The sequence below is a fragment of the Allobosea sp. TND4EK4 genome, from assembly GCF_900156025.1.
GTDB lineage: Bacteria > Pseudomonadota > Alphaproteobacteria > Rhizobiales > Beijerinckiaceae > Allobosea.
This window is the reverse complement of record NZ_FTMO01000001.1, coordinates 78,791-91,432: the sequence shown is the minus strand read 5'-3', so window position 1 is coordinate 91,432 and position 12,642 is coordinate 78,791. Positions and strand designations below refer to the sequence as shown.

12 protein-coding genes are annotated in these 12,642 nt (G+C 66.8%); 6 read left to right on the top strand and 6 right to left on the bottom strand.

The features are described 5' to 3' along the window. Positions 1 to 26: 26 nt before the first annotated feature. The 4 genes from rpmG to rnr all read right to left on the bottom strand — a co-directional run bounded on the left by rpmG (position 27) and on the right by rnr (position 3,859). Complete coding sequence (gene rpmG, locus BW981_RS00405; RefSeq protein WP_038367996.1) at positions 27 to 194, bottom strand: 50S ribosomal protein L33; 168 nt, start codon at positions 192 to 194, stop codon at positions 27 to 29. Positions 195 to 337: 143 nt separating this feature from the next. Then, positions 338 to 1,072 carry an NUDIX hydrolase gene (locus BW981_RS00400; protein WP_076435232.1) on the bottom strand — a complete coding sequence of 245 codons (735 nt, stop codon included), beginning with the start codon at positions 1,070 to 1,072 and terminating at the stop codon, positions 338 to 340. Next, positions 1,069 to 1,515, bottom strand: coding sequence for a DUF983 domain-containing protein (locus BW981_RS00395; protein ID WP_076435230.1), 447 nt, complete (start codon positions 1,513 to 1,515; stop codon positions 1,069 to 1,071). Before BW981_RS00395 ends, BW981_RS00400 begins: the two co-directional genes overlap by 4 nt. Positions 1,516 to 1,528: 13 nt before the next feature. After that, positions 1,529 to 3,859 carry a ribonuclease R gene (gene rnr / locus BW981_RS00390; RefSeq protein ID WP_076435228.1) on the bottom strand — a complete coding sequence of 777 codons (2,331 nt, stop codon included), beginning with the start codon at positions 3,857 to 3,859 and terminating at the stop codon, positions 1,529 to 1,531. Between the two features lie 713 nt (positions 3,860 to 4,572). Between rnr and urtA the strand changes: the two genes are divergently transcribed. The 6 genes from urtA (at position 4,573) to ppk2 (ending at position 11,616) form a co-directional block, all read left to right on the top strand. Next, positions 4,573 to 5,826 (top strand): urea ABC transporter substrate-binding protein, encoded by a 1,254-nt coding sequence (gene urtA / locus BW981_RS00385; RefSeq protein WP_244560215.1) that lies wholly within the window; start codon positions 4,573 to 4,575, stop codon positions 5,824 to 5,826. A gap of 143 nt (positions 5,827 to 5,969) precedes the next feature. Then, positions 5,970 to 7,583 (top strand): urea ABC transporter permease subunit UrtB, encoded by a 1,614-nt coding sequence (urtB, locus tag BW981_RS00380; protein WP_139333561.1) that lies wholly within the window; start codon positions 5,970 to 5,972, stop codon positions 7,581 to 7,583. Further along, positions 7,580 to 8,719: an urea ABC transporter permease subunit UrtC gene (gene urtC, locus BW981_RS00375; protein WP_076435224.1), complete on the top strand. Its 1,140-nt coding sequence runs from the start codon at positions 7,580 to 7,582 to the stop codon at positions 8,717 to 8,719. Before urtB ends, urtC begins: the two co-directional genes overlap by 4 nt. 5 nt (positions 8,720 to 8,724) lie before the next feature. Beyond that, positions 8,725 to 9,489 carry an urea ABC transporter ATP-binding protein UrtD gene (gene urtD / locus BW981_RS00370; protein ID WP_076435222.1) on the top strand — a complete coding sequence of 255 codons (765 nt, stop codon included), beginning with the start codon at positions 8,725 to 8,727 and terminating at the stop codon, positions 9,487 to 9,489. Between the two features lie 187 nt (positions 9,490 to 9,676). After that, on the top strand, positions 9,677 to 10,372 hold the full coding sequence (urtE, locus tag BW981_RS00365) for an urea ABC transporter ATP-binding subunit UrtE (RefSeq protein WP_076435220.1): 696 nt from the start codon (positions 9,677 to 9,679) through the stop codon (positions 10,370 to 10,372). 209 nt (positions 10,373 to 10,581) lie between these two features. After that, positions 10,582 to 11,616, top strand: coding sequence for a polyphosphate kinase 2 (gene ppk2 / locus BW981_RS00360; RefSeq protein WP_083712071.1), 1,035 nt, complete (start codon positions 10,582 to 10,584; stop codon positions 11,614 to 11,616). A gap of 181 nt (positions 11,617 to 11,797) precedes the next feature. Here ppk2 and BW981_RS00355 read toward each other — a convergent pair whose 3' ends face one another. After that, the gene (locus tag BW981_RS00355; protein ID WP_076435214.1) at positions 11,798 to 12,202 is read right to left on the bottom strand and encodes a carboxymuconolactone decarboxylase family protein; all 405 of its coding nucleotides are present in this window, start codon (positions 12,200 to 12,202) and stop codon (positions 11,798 to 11,800) included. Further along, entirely contained in the window at positions 12,138 to 12,566 is a 429-nt protein-coding gene (locus BW981_RS00350) for a MerR family transcriptional regulator (RefSeq protein ID WP_076435211.1), read from the bottom strand. Before BW981_RS00350 ends, BW981_RS00355 begins: the two co-directional genes overlap by 65 nt. Positions 12,567 to 12,642: the final 76 nt, after the last annotated feature.

The following is a 12,642-nucleotide window of genomic DNA, read 5'->3' as shown; positions in this document are numbered from 1 at the left end:
AAACATCAAGTCAGGAGGCCAAGGCCTTACTTGATCTTGGTTTCCTTGAACTCGACGTGCTTGCGCGCGACCGGGTCGTACTTCTTCTTCGACATCTTCTCGGTCATCGTGCGCGAGTTCTTCTTCGTCACGTAGAAGAAGCCGGTGTCGGCAGTCGAAAGCAGCTTGATCTTGATCGTCACGGCCTTGGCCATGGGCTTATCCTCGAACCATGCGGGCCAGGGAGGCCCTCAAAAAAGAAAATGGCCGGGGAGGCCCGGCAAACCGTCAGGGCGGGGAATGCCGCAAAGGCCCGGCGAAGTCAAGGAAGAATAGGCTTTCGGAGAACGCGATGCGCTCACAGCTCCTCGCGCACGAAGCTGCCGCGCTTCTCCCAATAGAACGGCACCGGGATCCAGGGCCCGAAGCCCGCCTCGATGCGGCTCTCCACCTCCTGGAGGATGACCTTGGTGATCGTCGGCAGATCCAGTTCCTTGGCCTCGTCGAAATCCACCCAGACGAGATCGACCAGCTCCGAATCGGGGCCGACCACGCCATCGACCTTCTTCGCCATGGCCGAGGCATCGACCGTGAAGAAGCGGGTGTCGAAGCGCTTGGGCCGGCGCGGCGGGGTGATCGCGCGCGCGACGAAGGTGACGGCCGAGAGATCGGGGAAGATGCCATGGCCGGCGAACTCGGCCCAGCTCCCCTCCGGCGCCGCATCCGGCGCTCCGAACTCGTCGGAGCCGAACAGCAGGCCCGTTTCCTCGAAGGTTTCGCGGATGGCGGCGAGCGCCAGCGCGCGGGCCTTGCCGACGCTCGGCCGCAGCGTCCGCTTGAGCAGCCTGTCCTCGCAGATCTGGGGTATGGCGCCGGTCGCGACCATCTGGCGGTCGCCCGCATCGAGCCGCCCGCCGGGGAAGACGTATTTGCCCGGCATGAACTTGTGGCTCGCATGGCGCTTGCCCATCAGCACCTTCGGCCGGGCTCCGTTGCGGTCGATGATCAGCATCGTCGCCGCATCCTTCGGCCGCTGGTTGGCCGTGACGCGCGCGCGCTCGGCCTGCGTCAGCGTGACGGTGTGGTCGCTCATGGCTGGGATCCGCGATGGGGCAGGGGTTGGCGCTCGGGCCGATCCGGCTCGCCGCCGAAGCCGTGCATGCGCAGGGCCCATTGCAGGCCGATGACGCCGCCCTTGACCGGCTGCATCAACGCAAAGGAGAGCGCGACCGTCAGCGTCGGCCACAGCGCCATGTGCCACCACATCGGCCAGTCGCCGTATTTCTCGGCCAACAGCAGCCCGCCGACGATGACATGGCCGACGATGGTGATGACGATATAGGGCGGCAGGTCGTCGGCCCGCTGGTGATGCAGATCCTCGCCGCAGGCCTCGCAGCGGTCGACCGGCTTCAGGAAGCTGCGGAACAGCTTGCCGCGCCCGCAATGCGGGCAGCGGCCCCGGACCCCGCGCGAGACCGCCTCGCGCCAGTCGCGCGTGCTGTCCCGATCCGGCACGGCATGGATGTGAACGCTCATCGCCCTCTGCTCATCAGCGCTTCTTGCCCGGCTTGCGGGCTCCGGCGCCGCGGACGCCGACCTTCGTCTTGCGCCCGAACGGAGCACCGCTGCGCTCGCCATATGGCGCCGGGCCGCGCCGCTTGCCAGCGCGACCCGTCGCCACGGTCCGCCCGGACGACAGCAGCTCGAACCGCAACGCACCCGCGACCGGCGCGGCCTCCACCAGCTTCACATGGACCCGGTCGCCCAGCCGCCAGCTCTCCCCGGTGCGTTCTCCGGTGAGGGCATGGGCGGCCTCGTCATAGCGATAGTAGTCGCCGCCCAGCGTCGAGGCCGGGATGAAGCCATCGGCCCCCGTCCCGTCGAGTTTCACGAACAGCCCGGCCTTGTTCACCCCGCCGATGCGGCCGTCGAAGCTCGAGCCGATCTGGTCGGCGAGGAAATGCGCGATCAGCCGGTCGGTGGTCTCCCGCTCGGCGGCCATGGCGCGCCGCTCGGCCGCCGAGATCCGGGTCGAGACCTCGCGCAGCTCCGCCAGCGAGGTCGATTTCGGCAGGCCGTCCTCGCCGAGTTTCAGCGCCGCGATCAGGGCGCGATGCACGATCAGGTCGGCATAACGGCGGATTGGCGAGGTGAAATGTGCGTAGCGGCGCAGATTGAGACCGAAATGCCCGTAATTCTCGGCGACATATTCCGCCTGCGCCTGCGTGCGCAGAACCACCTCGTTGATCAGCGTCTCGTTCTCCGAGCCCTTGATCGTCGCCAGGATGCGGTTGAACAGCGCCGGCCGCAGCGCGCCATCCTTGGGCAGCTTGATGCCGATGGAGGCCAGCACCTCGCCGAGCGCGCGCATCTTCTCCAGCGAAGGCTCGTCATGGCAGCGATAGATCAGCAGGCTGCCGGCCTTCTCCAGCGTTTCGGCGGCAGCGACGTTGGCGAGGATCATGAACTCCTCGATCAGGCGATGCGCCGCCAGACGTTCCGGCACGACGACACGGTCGACCGAGCCGTCCGCCTTGAGGATCAGCTTGCGCTCGGGCAGGTCCAGCTCCAGCGGCTGGCGCTGGTCGCGGGCCCGGGCCGCGATGCCATAGGCTGCCCAGAGCGGCATCAGGATGCTGTCGCGGATCGGCGCCGTCTTCTCGTCCGGCGAGCCGTCGATCGCCGCTTGAGCCTGCTGGTACGAGAGCTTCGCGGCCGAGCGCATCAGCACGCGGTGGAAGGAGTGGCTCTTCTTCGAGCCGTCGGCCTTCAGCACCAGCCTCACGGCCAGTGCCGGCCGGTCCTCCTGCTCGCGCAGCGAGCAGAGATCGTTCGAGATCCGCTCCGGCAGCATCGGCACGACGCGGTCGGGGAAATAGACCGAATTGCCGCGCTCCAGCGCCTCGCGATCCAGGCTCGAGCCCGGCGTGACATACCCCGCGACATCGGCGATGGCGACGGTGACGACAAAGCCGCCGGGATTGTCCGGGGCCTCGTCCGCCGCCGCATGCACCGCGTCGTCGTGATCCTTCGCATCCGCAGGGTCGATCGTGATGAGCGGCATCGCGCGCCAGTCCTCGCGGCCCTTCAGGCTCGCGAGCGGGGCGGCCGCCGCTTCCTTCAGGGTCGCCGGCTGGAACTCGTTGGGAATGCCGTGGGCGTGGATCGCGATCAGGCTGACGGCGCGTTCGGACTTGATCGAGCCCAGCCGCTCGCGCACCTGCGCCTCCGGCGGGCCGAAGCGCGTCTCGCGCCTGAGGCTCACAGAGACGAGATCGCCGTCCTCCGCGTCGCCGGTCCGGCCCTTCGGGATGATAGCTTCCCGCTCGCGCGCTTTCTTGTCGACGGGAATGAGCCGGCCGGAGCCGTCGGGCAGGGCGCGGAAGATGCCGAGGATGGCGGCCTTGGCCTTGCCCATCACCTTCAGCACATGGCCGGAATAGGTATAGCCCTCGACGCCGCGCAGGCGGGTGAGCTTGAGCAGCGCCTGGTCGCCGACGCCGGGAGCCGCGCTGGCATCCTTGGCCTTGCGACGGCCCTCGCGCCGCGTCTCGATCACGATCCGCGGCGGCGGACCCTGGTCGGTCTCGTTCCATTCGAGCGGCTGGGCCACGAGATCGCCGTCGCGGTCGCGCGTCTTGATCTCGCAGAGCAGGACGGGGGGCAGGGCGTTGCGCGGGTGGACCGGCCGCGCATCGCCGTCGCCGCCGATCTCGCCCTCGCGCTCCATCTCCTTGAGGATCCGCTTCAGCCAGATCTTGCCGCCCTGGTCGAGGCCGAAGGCCCTGGCGATCTCGCGGCGGCCGACCTCGCGCCCTGCGACGCGCTCCTCCTCGATGAAGTCGAGGATCGCCTGACGGCTGGGCTCGGGAGCGTTCACGGCGAGGACTCGCGGGCGGGCAGGCTGGGGCGGGAAACCATTTCACGCCTGTTTGCCACGCTTGGCCGGCGCACGCCAGCTTGGCCGCCTGGGACCGGGCATGTCTGGCCGGCGGGCAGGACGCGGGGAGTGGACAGACGAAAGAAGGGCCGCCCTTGCGGACGGCCCTTCCATTGTCGAACCGCGATCCAGCGAACCGGATCAAAGGTGCGAAAACTCACGCGGACAGAGAACCCCAGCCAAGAGAAGTCCAGGTCCGGCCGCCTTGCACCAGCGGTTGATGACAATGAGACACTGGATCACCTCCTTTCAGTTGTTACCGACGATAGGAGGCTAGGGCGATTCTCGCCCGCTCGTAAATGCCAAAAAAAGCGCGGCGTTTTCCGGCACGACCGCCTGATTTGCCGGCTTGCTCGGGTCGCTCTTTCGCTATGCACAACACGTAATCGGCCTAGTTGCGTAATATTTAAGCAAAAATCGGCCGGGCGGCGCGATTGTGCGCCGGCTGATGCTCGTTTCGCAGGAAATTCGGCGAGCGGGCCTCTCGGGACAGAGGATTGCGTCAGGTTGAGCTGACGCAAGGGAGTTGGCACGGCCCTTGCCAACTCCCGATCCGGGCCGGTGGGGCCTGTCGGCGCCGATCATGCCGCCGCACAACAAAAGTCCGGGAGTCGTCCGTGAACACGAACCGTCGCGAATTTCTCGGCACCGCTCTGGCTGGTGCCGCCTTCCTCGGATCTTCCTATCTGCCGGCGGCGGCGCAGCAGGAGACCATCAAGATCGGCATCCTGCATTCGCTCTCGGGCACGATGGCGATCTCCGAGACGACCCTGAAGGACGTCATGCTCATGCTCATCGAGGAGCAGAACAAGAAGGGTGGCGTGCTCGGCAAGAAGCTCGAGGCCGTGGTCGTCGATCCGGCTTCCAACTGGCCGCTCTTCGCCGAGAAGGCGCGCGAGCTGATCACCAAGGACAAGGTGGTCGCCACCTTCGGCTGCTGGACCTCGGTCTCGCGCAAGTCGGTGCTGCCGGTCTTCAAGGAGCTCAACAACATCCTGTTCTACCCCGTCCAGTACGAGGGCGAGGAGAGCGAGCGCAACGTGTTCTACACCGGCGCCGCCCCGAACCAGCAGGCGATCCCGGCTGTCGACTACCTCGCCAAGGAGGAGAAGGTCGAGCGCTGGGTGCTGGCCGGCACCGACTATGTCTACCCGCGCACGACCAACAAGATTCTCGAGGCGTACCTCAAGTCCAAGGGTGTGAAGCCCGAGGACATCATGATCAACTACACGCCGTTCGGCCATTCCGACTGGCAGACCATCGTCTCCGACATCAAGAAGTTCGGCTCGGCCGGCAAGAAGACCGCCGTGGTCTCGACCATCAACGGCGACGCCAACGTGCCGTTCTACAAGGAACTCGGCAACCAAGGCATCAAGGCCACCGACATCCCGGTCGTCGCCTTCTCCGTTGGCGAGGAGGAGCTTGCCGGCATCGACACCAAGCCGCTGGTCGGCCACCTCGCCGCCTGGAACTACTTCCAGTCGATCAAGACGCCGGAGAACGAGGCCTTCATCAAGCAGTGGCAGGCCTACAAGAAGAATCCCAAGGCCGTCACCAACGACCCGATGGAGGCCCATGTCATCGGCTTCGCCATGTGGGTGAAGGCGGTCGAGAAGGTGAAGTCGACCGATCCCGACAAGGTCATCGACGCCCTTCCGGGCATCGAGGCGCCGAACCTCACCGGCGGCATCTCGAAGATGCTGCCGAACCACCACATCACCAAGCCGGTCTTCATCGGCGAGATCAAGGACAACGGCCAGTTCGACGTGGTCTGGAAGACCGCCGGCCTCGTCCCGGGCGATGCCTGGTCGAAGGAACTGGACGGTTCCAAGGACCTGATCGGCGACTGGGTCGAGAAGAAGTGCGGCAACTTCAACACCAAGACCGGCAAGTGCGGCGGCGCGTGAGGTCATGAGGGGGAGGGGCGGCACGGGAACACCCGGCCGCCCCTCGTTTCACCAAATCCCGCTCCCTTCTTCTCCCAGCGAGCGGCCATCCGGACCGAACCGAAGCGGGTCACCCTGCGGGTGCCCGGGATGACCGCCAGCGGATGCCGATTCTGATGCCCTTCATTCACCGCCTCCTGCATATCGGTGTCATCCTCGTCGCGCTGGTCGCGGCTTCGGTCGCATCCTTCGCGCAAAATGCCGACGAGGCCTTCCGGCGCCTGTCGGCCGACAGCTATTCCGATACGGCGCGCGGCATCGAGCTGCTGATCCAGACGGCCAATCCCAATGCCGCGCTGATCATCGAGGCGCTGAGCGATGGGCGGCTGCTGGCGGGGCCGGGCGGCGTGGTCGTGAAGACGCCTGCGGGGGGCTTCGTCGACGCGAAGACCGGTGCTGCCCTCGCCGCCGCGCCGGCCGACCTCAAGCCGGTGCGACTCAACAACGCCGTGCGTCGCAGCGTTCAGGCTGCGCTCGGGGGGCTCGGCCTGCTCAATCCCGATCCCGCCAAACGTGTGCTGGCCGCGGAAGCCGTGTTCAAGTCGCGCGATGCGAGCCTGCTGCCGGTCGTCGAGGCCGCCATCGGCAGGGAGACCGACGCCCGCGCCCGTGCCGCGCTGCGGCAGGCACAGGCGGCGATCCTGATCGCCAGGCCGGACGTCCAGGCCCTCGACCGGCTCGGCGCCATCGACGTGCTGCGCGAGCGCGGCGACCAGGATGCCCTCGCCACGCTCCGCGCCCTCCCGGCCGATGCCACCCCGGCACTGAAGGAGGCGCAGGCCCGCGCGATATCCGCCATCGAAGGGCGCCTGAAGCTCTGGGCCGCCGCGCAGAACCTCTGGTACGGGCTCTCGCTCGGCTCGGTCCTGCTGCTCGCCGCCATCGGCCTCGCCATCACCTTCGGCGTGATGGGTGTGATCAACATGGCCCATGGCGAGATGGTGATGCTGGGCGCCTACACCACCTTCGTCGTGCAGGAGCTGATCCGCGCCAGGGCGCCCTGGCTGTTCGACTGGTCGCTGGCGATTGCCCTGCCGGCCGCCTTCCTCGTCGCCGGAGCCGTCGGCATCGCGATCGAGCGCGGCATCATCCGCTTCCTCTATGGCCGGCCGCTCGAGACGCTGCTCGCCACCTGGGGCATCAGCCTGATGCTGCAGCAGGCGGTGCGCACCGCCTTCGGCCCGACCAATCGCGAGGTCGGCGCGCCGGCTTTCATGTCCGGCGCCTTCGAACTCGGTGGTTTGGCGATCACCTATAACCGACTCTGGATCATCGTCTTCGCCGGCCTCGTCTTCGCCGCGCTGCTCGCGATCCTGAAGCTGACGCCGATGGGGCTGCAGATGCGCGCCGTAACGCAGAACCGCCGCATGGCCTCGGCCATGGGCATCCGCACCGGCCGCATCGACGCGCTGACCTTCGGGCTGGGCTCCGGCGTGGCGGGGCTGGCCGGCGTCGCGCTCTCGCAGATCGACAATGTCAGCCCCAATCTCGGCCAGAGCTACATCATCGACTCGTTCATGGTCGTGGTCTTCGGCGGGGTCGGCAATCTCTGGGGCACGCTGGTCGCGGCCATGACGCTCGGCGTCGCCAACAAGCTGCTCGAACCCTATGCCGGGGCGGTGCTCGGCAAGATCGCGCTGCTCGTCTTCATCATCCTCTTCATCCAGAAGCGCCCGCGCGGCCTGTTCGCGCTCAAGGGCCGGGCGGTGGAAGCATGATTTTCCGCTTCCTCCTTCAGGACATGGACCGGCGCGGCACGGTCTTCCTCGCCATCATCGCCGGCCTCGCCATCCTGATCCCGGCGCTGAACCTGCTCGTGCCCGCAGGCTCCGCCTTCCATGTGCCGACCTCGACCATGTCGCTCTGGGGCAAATATCTCTGCTACGCGCTGCTGGCGATCTCGCTCGATCTCGTCTGGGGCTATTGCGGCATCCTCTCGCTCGGCCACGGCGCCTTCTTCGCGCTCGGCGGCTATGCGATGGGCATGTATCTGATGCGCCAGATCGGCTCGCGCGGCACCTATGGCAACCCGATCCTGCCGGACTTCATGGTCTTCCTGAACTGGCCGGAGTTGCCCTGGTACTGGTACGGCTTCTCGTCCTTTCCCTTCGCCATGCTGATGGTGCTGGCCGTGCCGGGCCTGCTCGCCTTCGTCTTCGGCTGGTTCGCCTTCCGCTCGCGCGTCACCGGCGTCTATCTCTCGATCATCACCCAGGCGCTGACCTATGCGCTGCTGCTGGCCTTCTTCCGCAACGACATGGGCTTTGGCGGGAATAACGGCCTGACCGATTTCAAGGACATCCTCGGCTTCAACATCCAGGCGCAAGCGACTCGGGCTGCTCTGTTTTCCCTGACTTGCGTGATGCTCGCTGCCGGCTTCCTGATCGCGCGCGGCATCGTCGTCTCGAAGCTCGGCAAGGTGGTCATCGCGATCCGCGACGCGGAATCGCGGACGCGCTTCCTCGGCTACCGGGTCGATCGCTTCAAGCTCTTCGTCTTCACCGTCTCGGCCTGCATGGCTGGGGTTGCGGGCGCGCTCTACGTGCCCCAGGTCGGCATCATCAATCCCAGTGAGTTCGCGCCCGCCAACTCGATCGAGACCGTGATCTGGGTGGCGGTCGGCGGGCGGGGCACGCTGGTTGGCGCGGCGCTGGGGGCCGTGGTGGTGAACTGGGCCAAGACCGTCTTCACCTCCGGCTTCATGGCACCCTACTGGCTCTTCGCGCTGGGCGGCCTCTTCGTCGTGGTGACGCTGTTCCTGCCCAAGGGCATCCTCGGCACCGCCGAGGCTTTGTGGGCGCGCCGGCGCAAGCCGGCCAGCACTCCGGCGCCTGAGCCGGCTCCGGCGGAGTAACGGCGATGAACGCTCCCAACCCCGGCGCTCTTACCTCCTCGCTGCTCTATCTCGACGGCGTCAGCGTCTCCTTCGACGGCTTCAAGGCGATCCGCGGCCTGTCGCTCACCATCGAGCCCGGCGAGATGCGCGCCATCATCGGCCCCAACGGTGCCGGCAAGACCACGATGATGGACATCATCACCGGCAAGACCAAGCCCGATGTCGGCACGGTGATGTTCGGCGGGAGCGTCGATCTCACCAAGCTCGACGAGGCCGCGATCGCCAATCTCGGCATCGGCCGCAAGTTCCAGAAGCCGACGGTGTTCGATTTCCACACCCTCGAGGACAATATCCTGCTGGCGCTGAAATCGAAGCGCAGCGTCGGCCGGACCCTGTTCTGGAAGACCGATCCGTCGCAGCAGAAGCGCATCGACGACATCCTCGGCATCGTGAAGCTGGCCGATAGGCGCGATGCACTCGCCGGTTCGCTCTCGCACGGCCAGAAGCAATGGCTCGAGATCGGCATGCTGCTGGCGCAGGACCCCAAGCTGCTGCTTGTGGACGAGCCCGCCGCCGGCATGACCGACGGCGAGACCGCCGAGACCGCCGCCCTGCTCAAGGAGATCGCCAGGGACCATTCGGTCATCGTCGTCGAGCACGACATGGGCTTCATCCGCGAACTCGGTGTTAAGGTCACGGTGCTGCACGAGGGCTCGGTGCTGGCCGAGGGCCCGCTCGACCAGGTCAGCGCCAATGAGCGCGTCGTCGAAGTCTATCTGGGGCGGTGAGGATGATCGCGACGACCGTTTCGGTTTCCCTCCGTCGTCTTCCCGGACCAGCGGCGCAGCCGCGCCGATCCGGGATCCAGGCCGGGAGGTTTCCGGCAAAGGCTCAGGCATCGATCCCGGGTCTCCGCTCCATTCCGCCCGGGACGACCTGCGTTCGTTCCGGCAGCGTCATGACGGGCCCCCGCTCATGCTGACCGTCGATGCCATCGATCTCCATTACGGTGCCGCCCAGGCGCTGCGGCGGGTCTCGATCACCGCCGAGCCCGGCAAGGTCACCTGCGTGATGGGCCGCAACGGCGTCGGCAAGACCTCGCTGATGCGCGCCATCGTCGGCCACCAGCCGATCTCGGGCGGACAAATCCGCTTCGACGGTCACGACATCTCCGGCCTGCGCAGCGAGGATCGCGCCCGGGCCGGCATCGCCTATGTGCCGCAGGGGCGGGAAATCTTCCCGCTGCTGACGGTGAAGGAGAATCTGGAGACAGGCTTCGCACCGCTGAAGCGGCGTGACCGCCATGTCCCGGATGAGCTCTTCGACCTGTTCCCCGTGCTGAAGTCCATGCTGGGCCGGCGCGGCGGAGACCTCTCGGGAGGCCAGCAACAGCAACTCGCCATCGCGCGGGCGCTGGTGACCCGACCCAAACTGCTGGTGCTCGACGAGCCGACCGAGGGCATCCAGCCCTCGATCATCAAGGATATCGGCCGCGCGATCGATTATCTGCGCTCCAAGGGCGACATGGCGATCGTGCTGGTCGAGCAGTATTTCGATTTCGCCCGCGACCTCGCCGACACGATGTTCGTGATGGATCGCGGCGAGGTCGTGCTCTCGGGCGCCATGAAGGACCTCGACGCCAACCAGGTGCAGCGGTTGATTCAGGTTTGAGCGTCAGCGCGCCGGCCCCCGGTGAGGGCAGCGCCGGCGGCGGCGGATTGATCCAGATCATGGCGACGCCGCGCCGCTTGCAGTGACACTCATCGAATGGGGCCACACGGCCCATCCGAAGGAGATTGATCGTGGCGACCCGTCGACAGCCCGCAGCCGGTGCCGCGCGTCGGCAGCCCCGCCCGGCGCCGAATCCCGCCGAGCCCGCCATGACCGCCGACAGCATCGAGGCCGGCTTGGCCGCGGAACGGACGGAAGCCGTTCAGGAAGCGCAGATCGCCGCCATTTCTTCGGTGTCTGGGGATGCCGATGCGGCGGGAGGAATCGATGCGATCCTCGCGGGCGCGGCTCCCGACGACGCCCGCCGGATGCGCAGCGCGCTCGGCCTGCCGAAGGCGCCGGGGAAGCCGCGCGTAACCAGCGACGAATTGTCGGGCGACTGGCGCCAGGGCGCCTATCCTTATCGCTACAAGATGCTGCGCAAGGACTACGAGCGCGACAAGTTCAGGCTGCAGTCCGAGCTTCTCAAGCTGCAGACCTGGGTGAAGGAGTCGCGCCAGCGCGTCGTCATCCTGTTCGAGGGCCGCGACGCAGCCGGCAAGGGCGGCGCCATCAAGCGCTTCATGGAGCATCTCAATCCGCGCGGCGCCCGCGTGGTCGCGCTGGAGAAGCCCAGCGAGGTCGAGCGCGGCCAGTGGTATTTCCAGCGCTACGTCCAGCATCTGCCGACGACTGGCGAAATCGTCCTCTTCGACCGCAGCTGGTACAATCGCGCCGGTGTCGAGCGCGTCATGGGCTTCTGCTCCGACACCGAATATCGCGAGTTCCTGCGCCAGGCGCCGGAGTTCGAGCGCAACCTCGTGCGCAGCGGCATCCACCTGATCAAGTTCTGGTTCTCGGTCAGCCGCGACGAGCAGCATCGGCGCTTCAAGGAGCGCGAGGCCCACCCGCTGAAGCAGTGGAAGCTCTCGCCCGTCGATCTCGCCAGCCTCGACAAATGGGACGACTACACGGCCGCCAAGGAGGCGATGTTCTTCGCCACCGACACGGCGGACTCGCCCTGGACGGTGGTGAAGTCCGACGACAAGAAGCGGGCGCGGCTCAACGCGTTTCGCTATGTGCTGCGCTCGCTGCCCTATGCCGGCAAGGACGTCGATCGCATCGGCGTCGTTGACACGCTGCTCGTCGGCCGCGCCAATTTCGTCTATGAGCGCGACGAGCAGGTGCCGGGTCAGCCGGGCTGAGGACAGCGCGTGTCCGTCGGCCCCGCCGCGACCTCGCCGACTCGAGGTTGGTGAAAGATCGCGGCGAGGGCGTGCTGTCGGGGCCGATGAAGGAGCGCGACGCCATCAGGTTCAGCGGCTGATCCGGGTGTGACGGCTCGCCCCGCTGGGCAAGATTTTGCGGGCCGAAGCGCGGGCTTCCTCAGGACGCGGGGGGGCGGCTGGCGAAGACCTCCTTCGCTGCGAACAGTCCGTTCAGCGCGGCCGGAAAGCCGGCATAGACCGCCATCTGCATCAGAATCTCGGTGATCTCCTCGCGGGAGAGTCCGACATTCAGACCAGCATCGATATGCACCTTGAGTTGCGGCGCCGCGTTGCCCATCGCCGCCAGCGCAGCGATCGTCGCGATCTCGCGGGCGCGCAGATCGAGGCCAGGCCGCGAATAGATGTCCCCAAACGGGAATTCGAACACGTATTCGGCGAAATCCGGCGCGATGTCGGCAAGCGCCGCGATCACCTTGTTCCCCGCCTCGCCATCGATCTCAGCGAGCGCGCGCCTGCCGCGCTCGAGGCGGCTTGTCGTTGCCTCGGAAGTGTTCTGCGTCATAGTCCAGCGTCCTCTTCTCTGCATCGGCATAGCCGGCGATCTTGGTGTCGAGGACGAGAAGACAGGCGCCGAGTTCGGCAATGCGGGCGCGCACGTGCTCGCGGTGCTTTTCCAGGAGACTACGACGCTCGGCGCCCGTGACGGGTCCCTTTTCCCGCAAGGCCGCGTAGAGCAGCATCTCGCGGATCGGCATGCCCGTGGTCTTGAGCCGGCCGAGGAACTCGATCCAGACGAGGATAGCAGCGTCGTAGTCCCGCTGGTGCGACCGGTCTCTGTCAGCATAGGGCAACAGCCCGATCCGCTCGTAGTAGCGGATCGTGTGGACCGAGAGTCCCGAACGCCTGGCCAGTTCGCCGATCTTCATGGCGCCCTCTTTTCATCACGACGCTTCGGAGGCTACGGGTTCGAGCGCACTCTAAGTCAAGTCCCCACGCGGCTCG

What these genes read in the sequence shown, in the direction of transcription:
- BW981_RS00400 (WP_076435232.1), bottom strand. Translation starts at nt 1,072, where the DNA reads ATGAGCGACCACACCGTCACGCTGACGCAGGCCGAGCGCGCGCGCGTC.
- BW981_RS00395 (WP_076435230.1), bottom strand. Translation starts at nt 1,515, where the DNA reads ATGAGCGTTCACATCCATGCCGTGCCGGATCGGGACAGCACGCGCGAC.
- urtE (WP_076435220.1), top strand. Translation starts at nt 9,677, where the DNA reads ATGCTGACCGTCGATGCCATCGATCTCCATTACGGTGCCGCCCAGGCG.
- urtB (WP_139333561.1), top strand. Translation starts at nt 5,970, where the DNA reads ATGCCGATTCTGATGCCCTTCATTCACCGCCTCCTGCATATCGGTGTC.
- BW981_RS00355 (WP_076435214.1), bottom strand. Translation starts at nt 12,202, where the DNA reads ATGACGCAGAACACTTCCGAGGCAACGACAAGCCGCCTCGAGCGCGGC.
- BW981_RS00350 (WP_076435211.1), bottom strand. Translation starts at nt 12,566, where the DNA reads ATGAAGATCGGCGAACTGGCCAGGCGTTCGGGACTCTCGGTCCACACG.
- urtD (WP_076435222.1), top strand. Translation starts at nt 8,725, where the DNA reads ATGAACGCTCCCAACCCCGGCGCTCTTACCTCCTCGCTGCTCTATCTC.
- rpmG (WP_038367996.1), bottom strand. Translation starts at nt 194, where the DNA reads ATGGCCAAGGCCGTGACGATCAAGATCAAGCTGCTTTCGACTGCCGAC.
- urtC (WP_076435224.1), top strand. Translation starts at nt 7,580, where the DNA reads ATGATTTTCCGCTTCCTCCTTCAGGACATGGACCGGCGCGGCACGGTC.
- ppk2 (WP_083712071.1), top strand. Translation starts at nt 10,582, where the DNA reads ATGACCGCCGACAGCATCGAGGCCGGCTTGGCCGCGGAACGGACGGAA.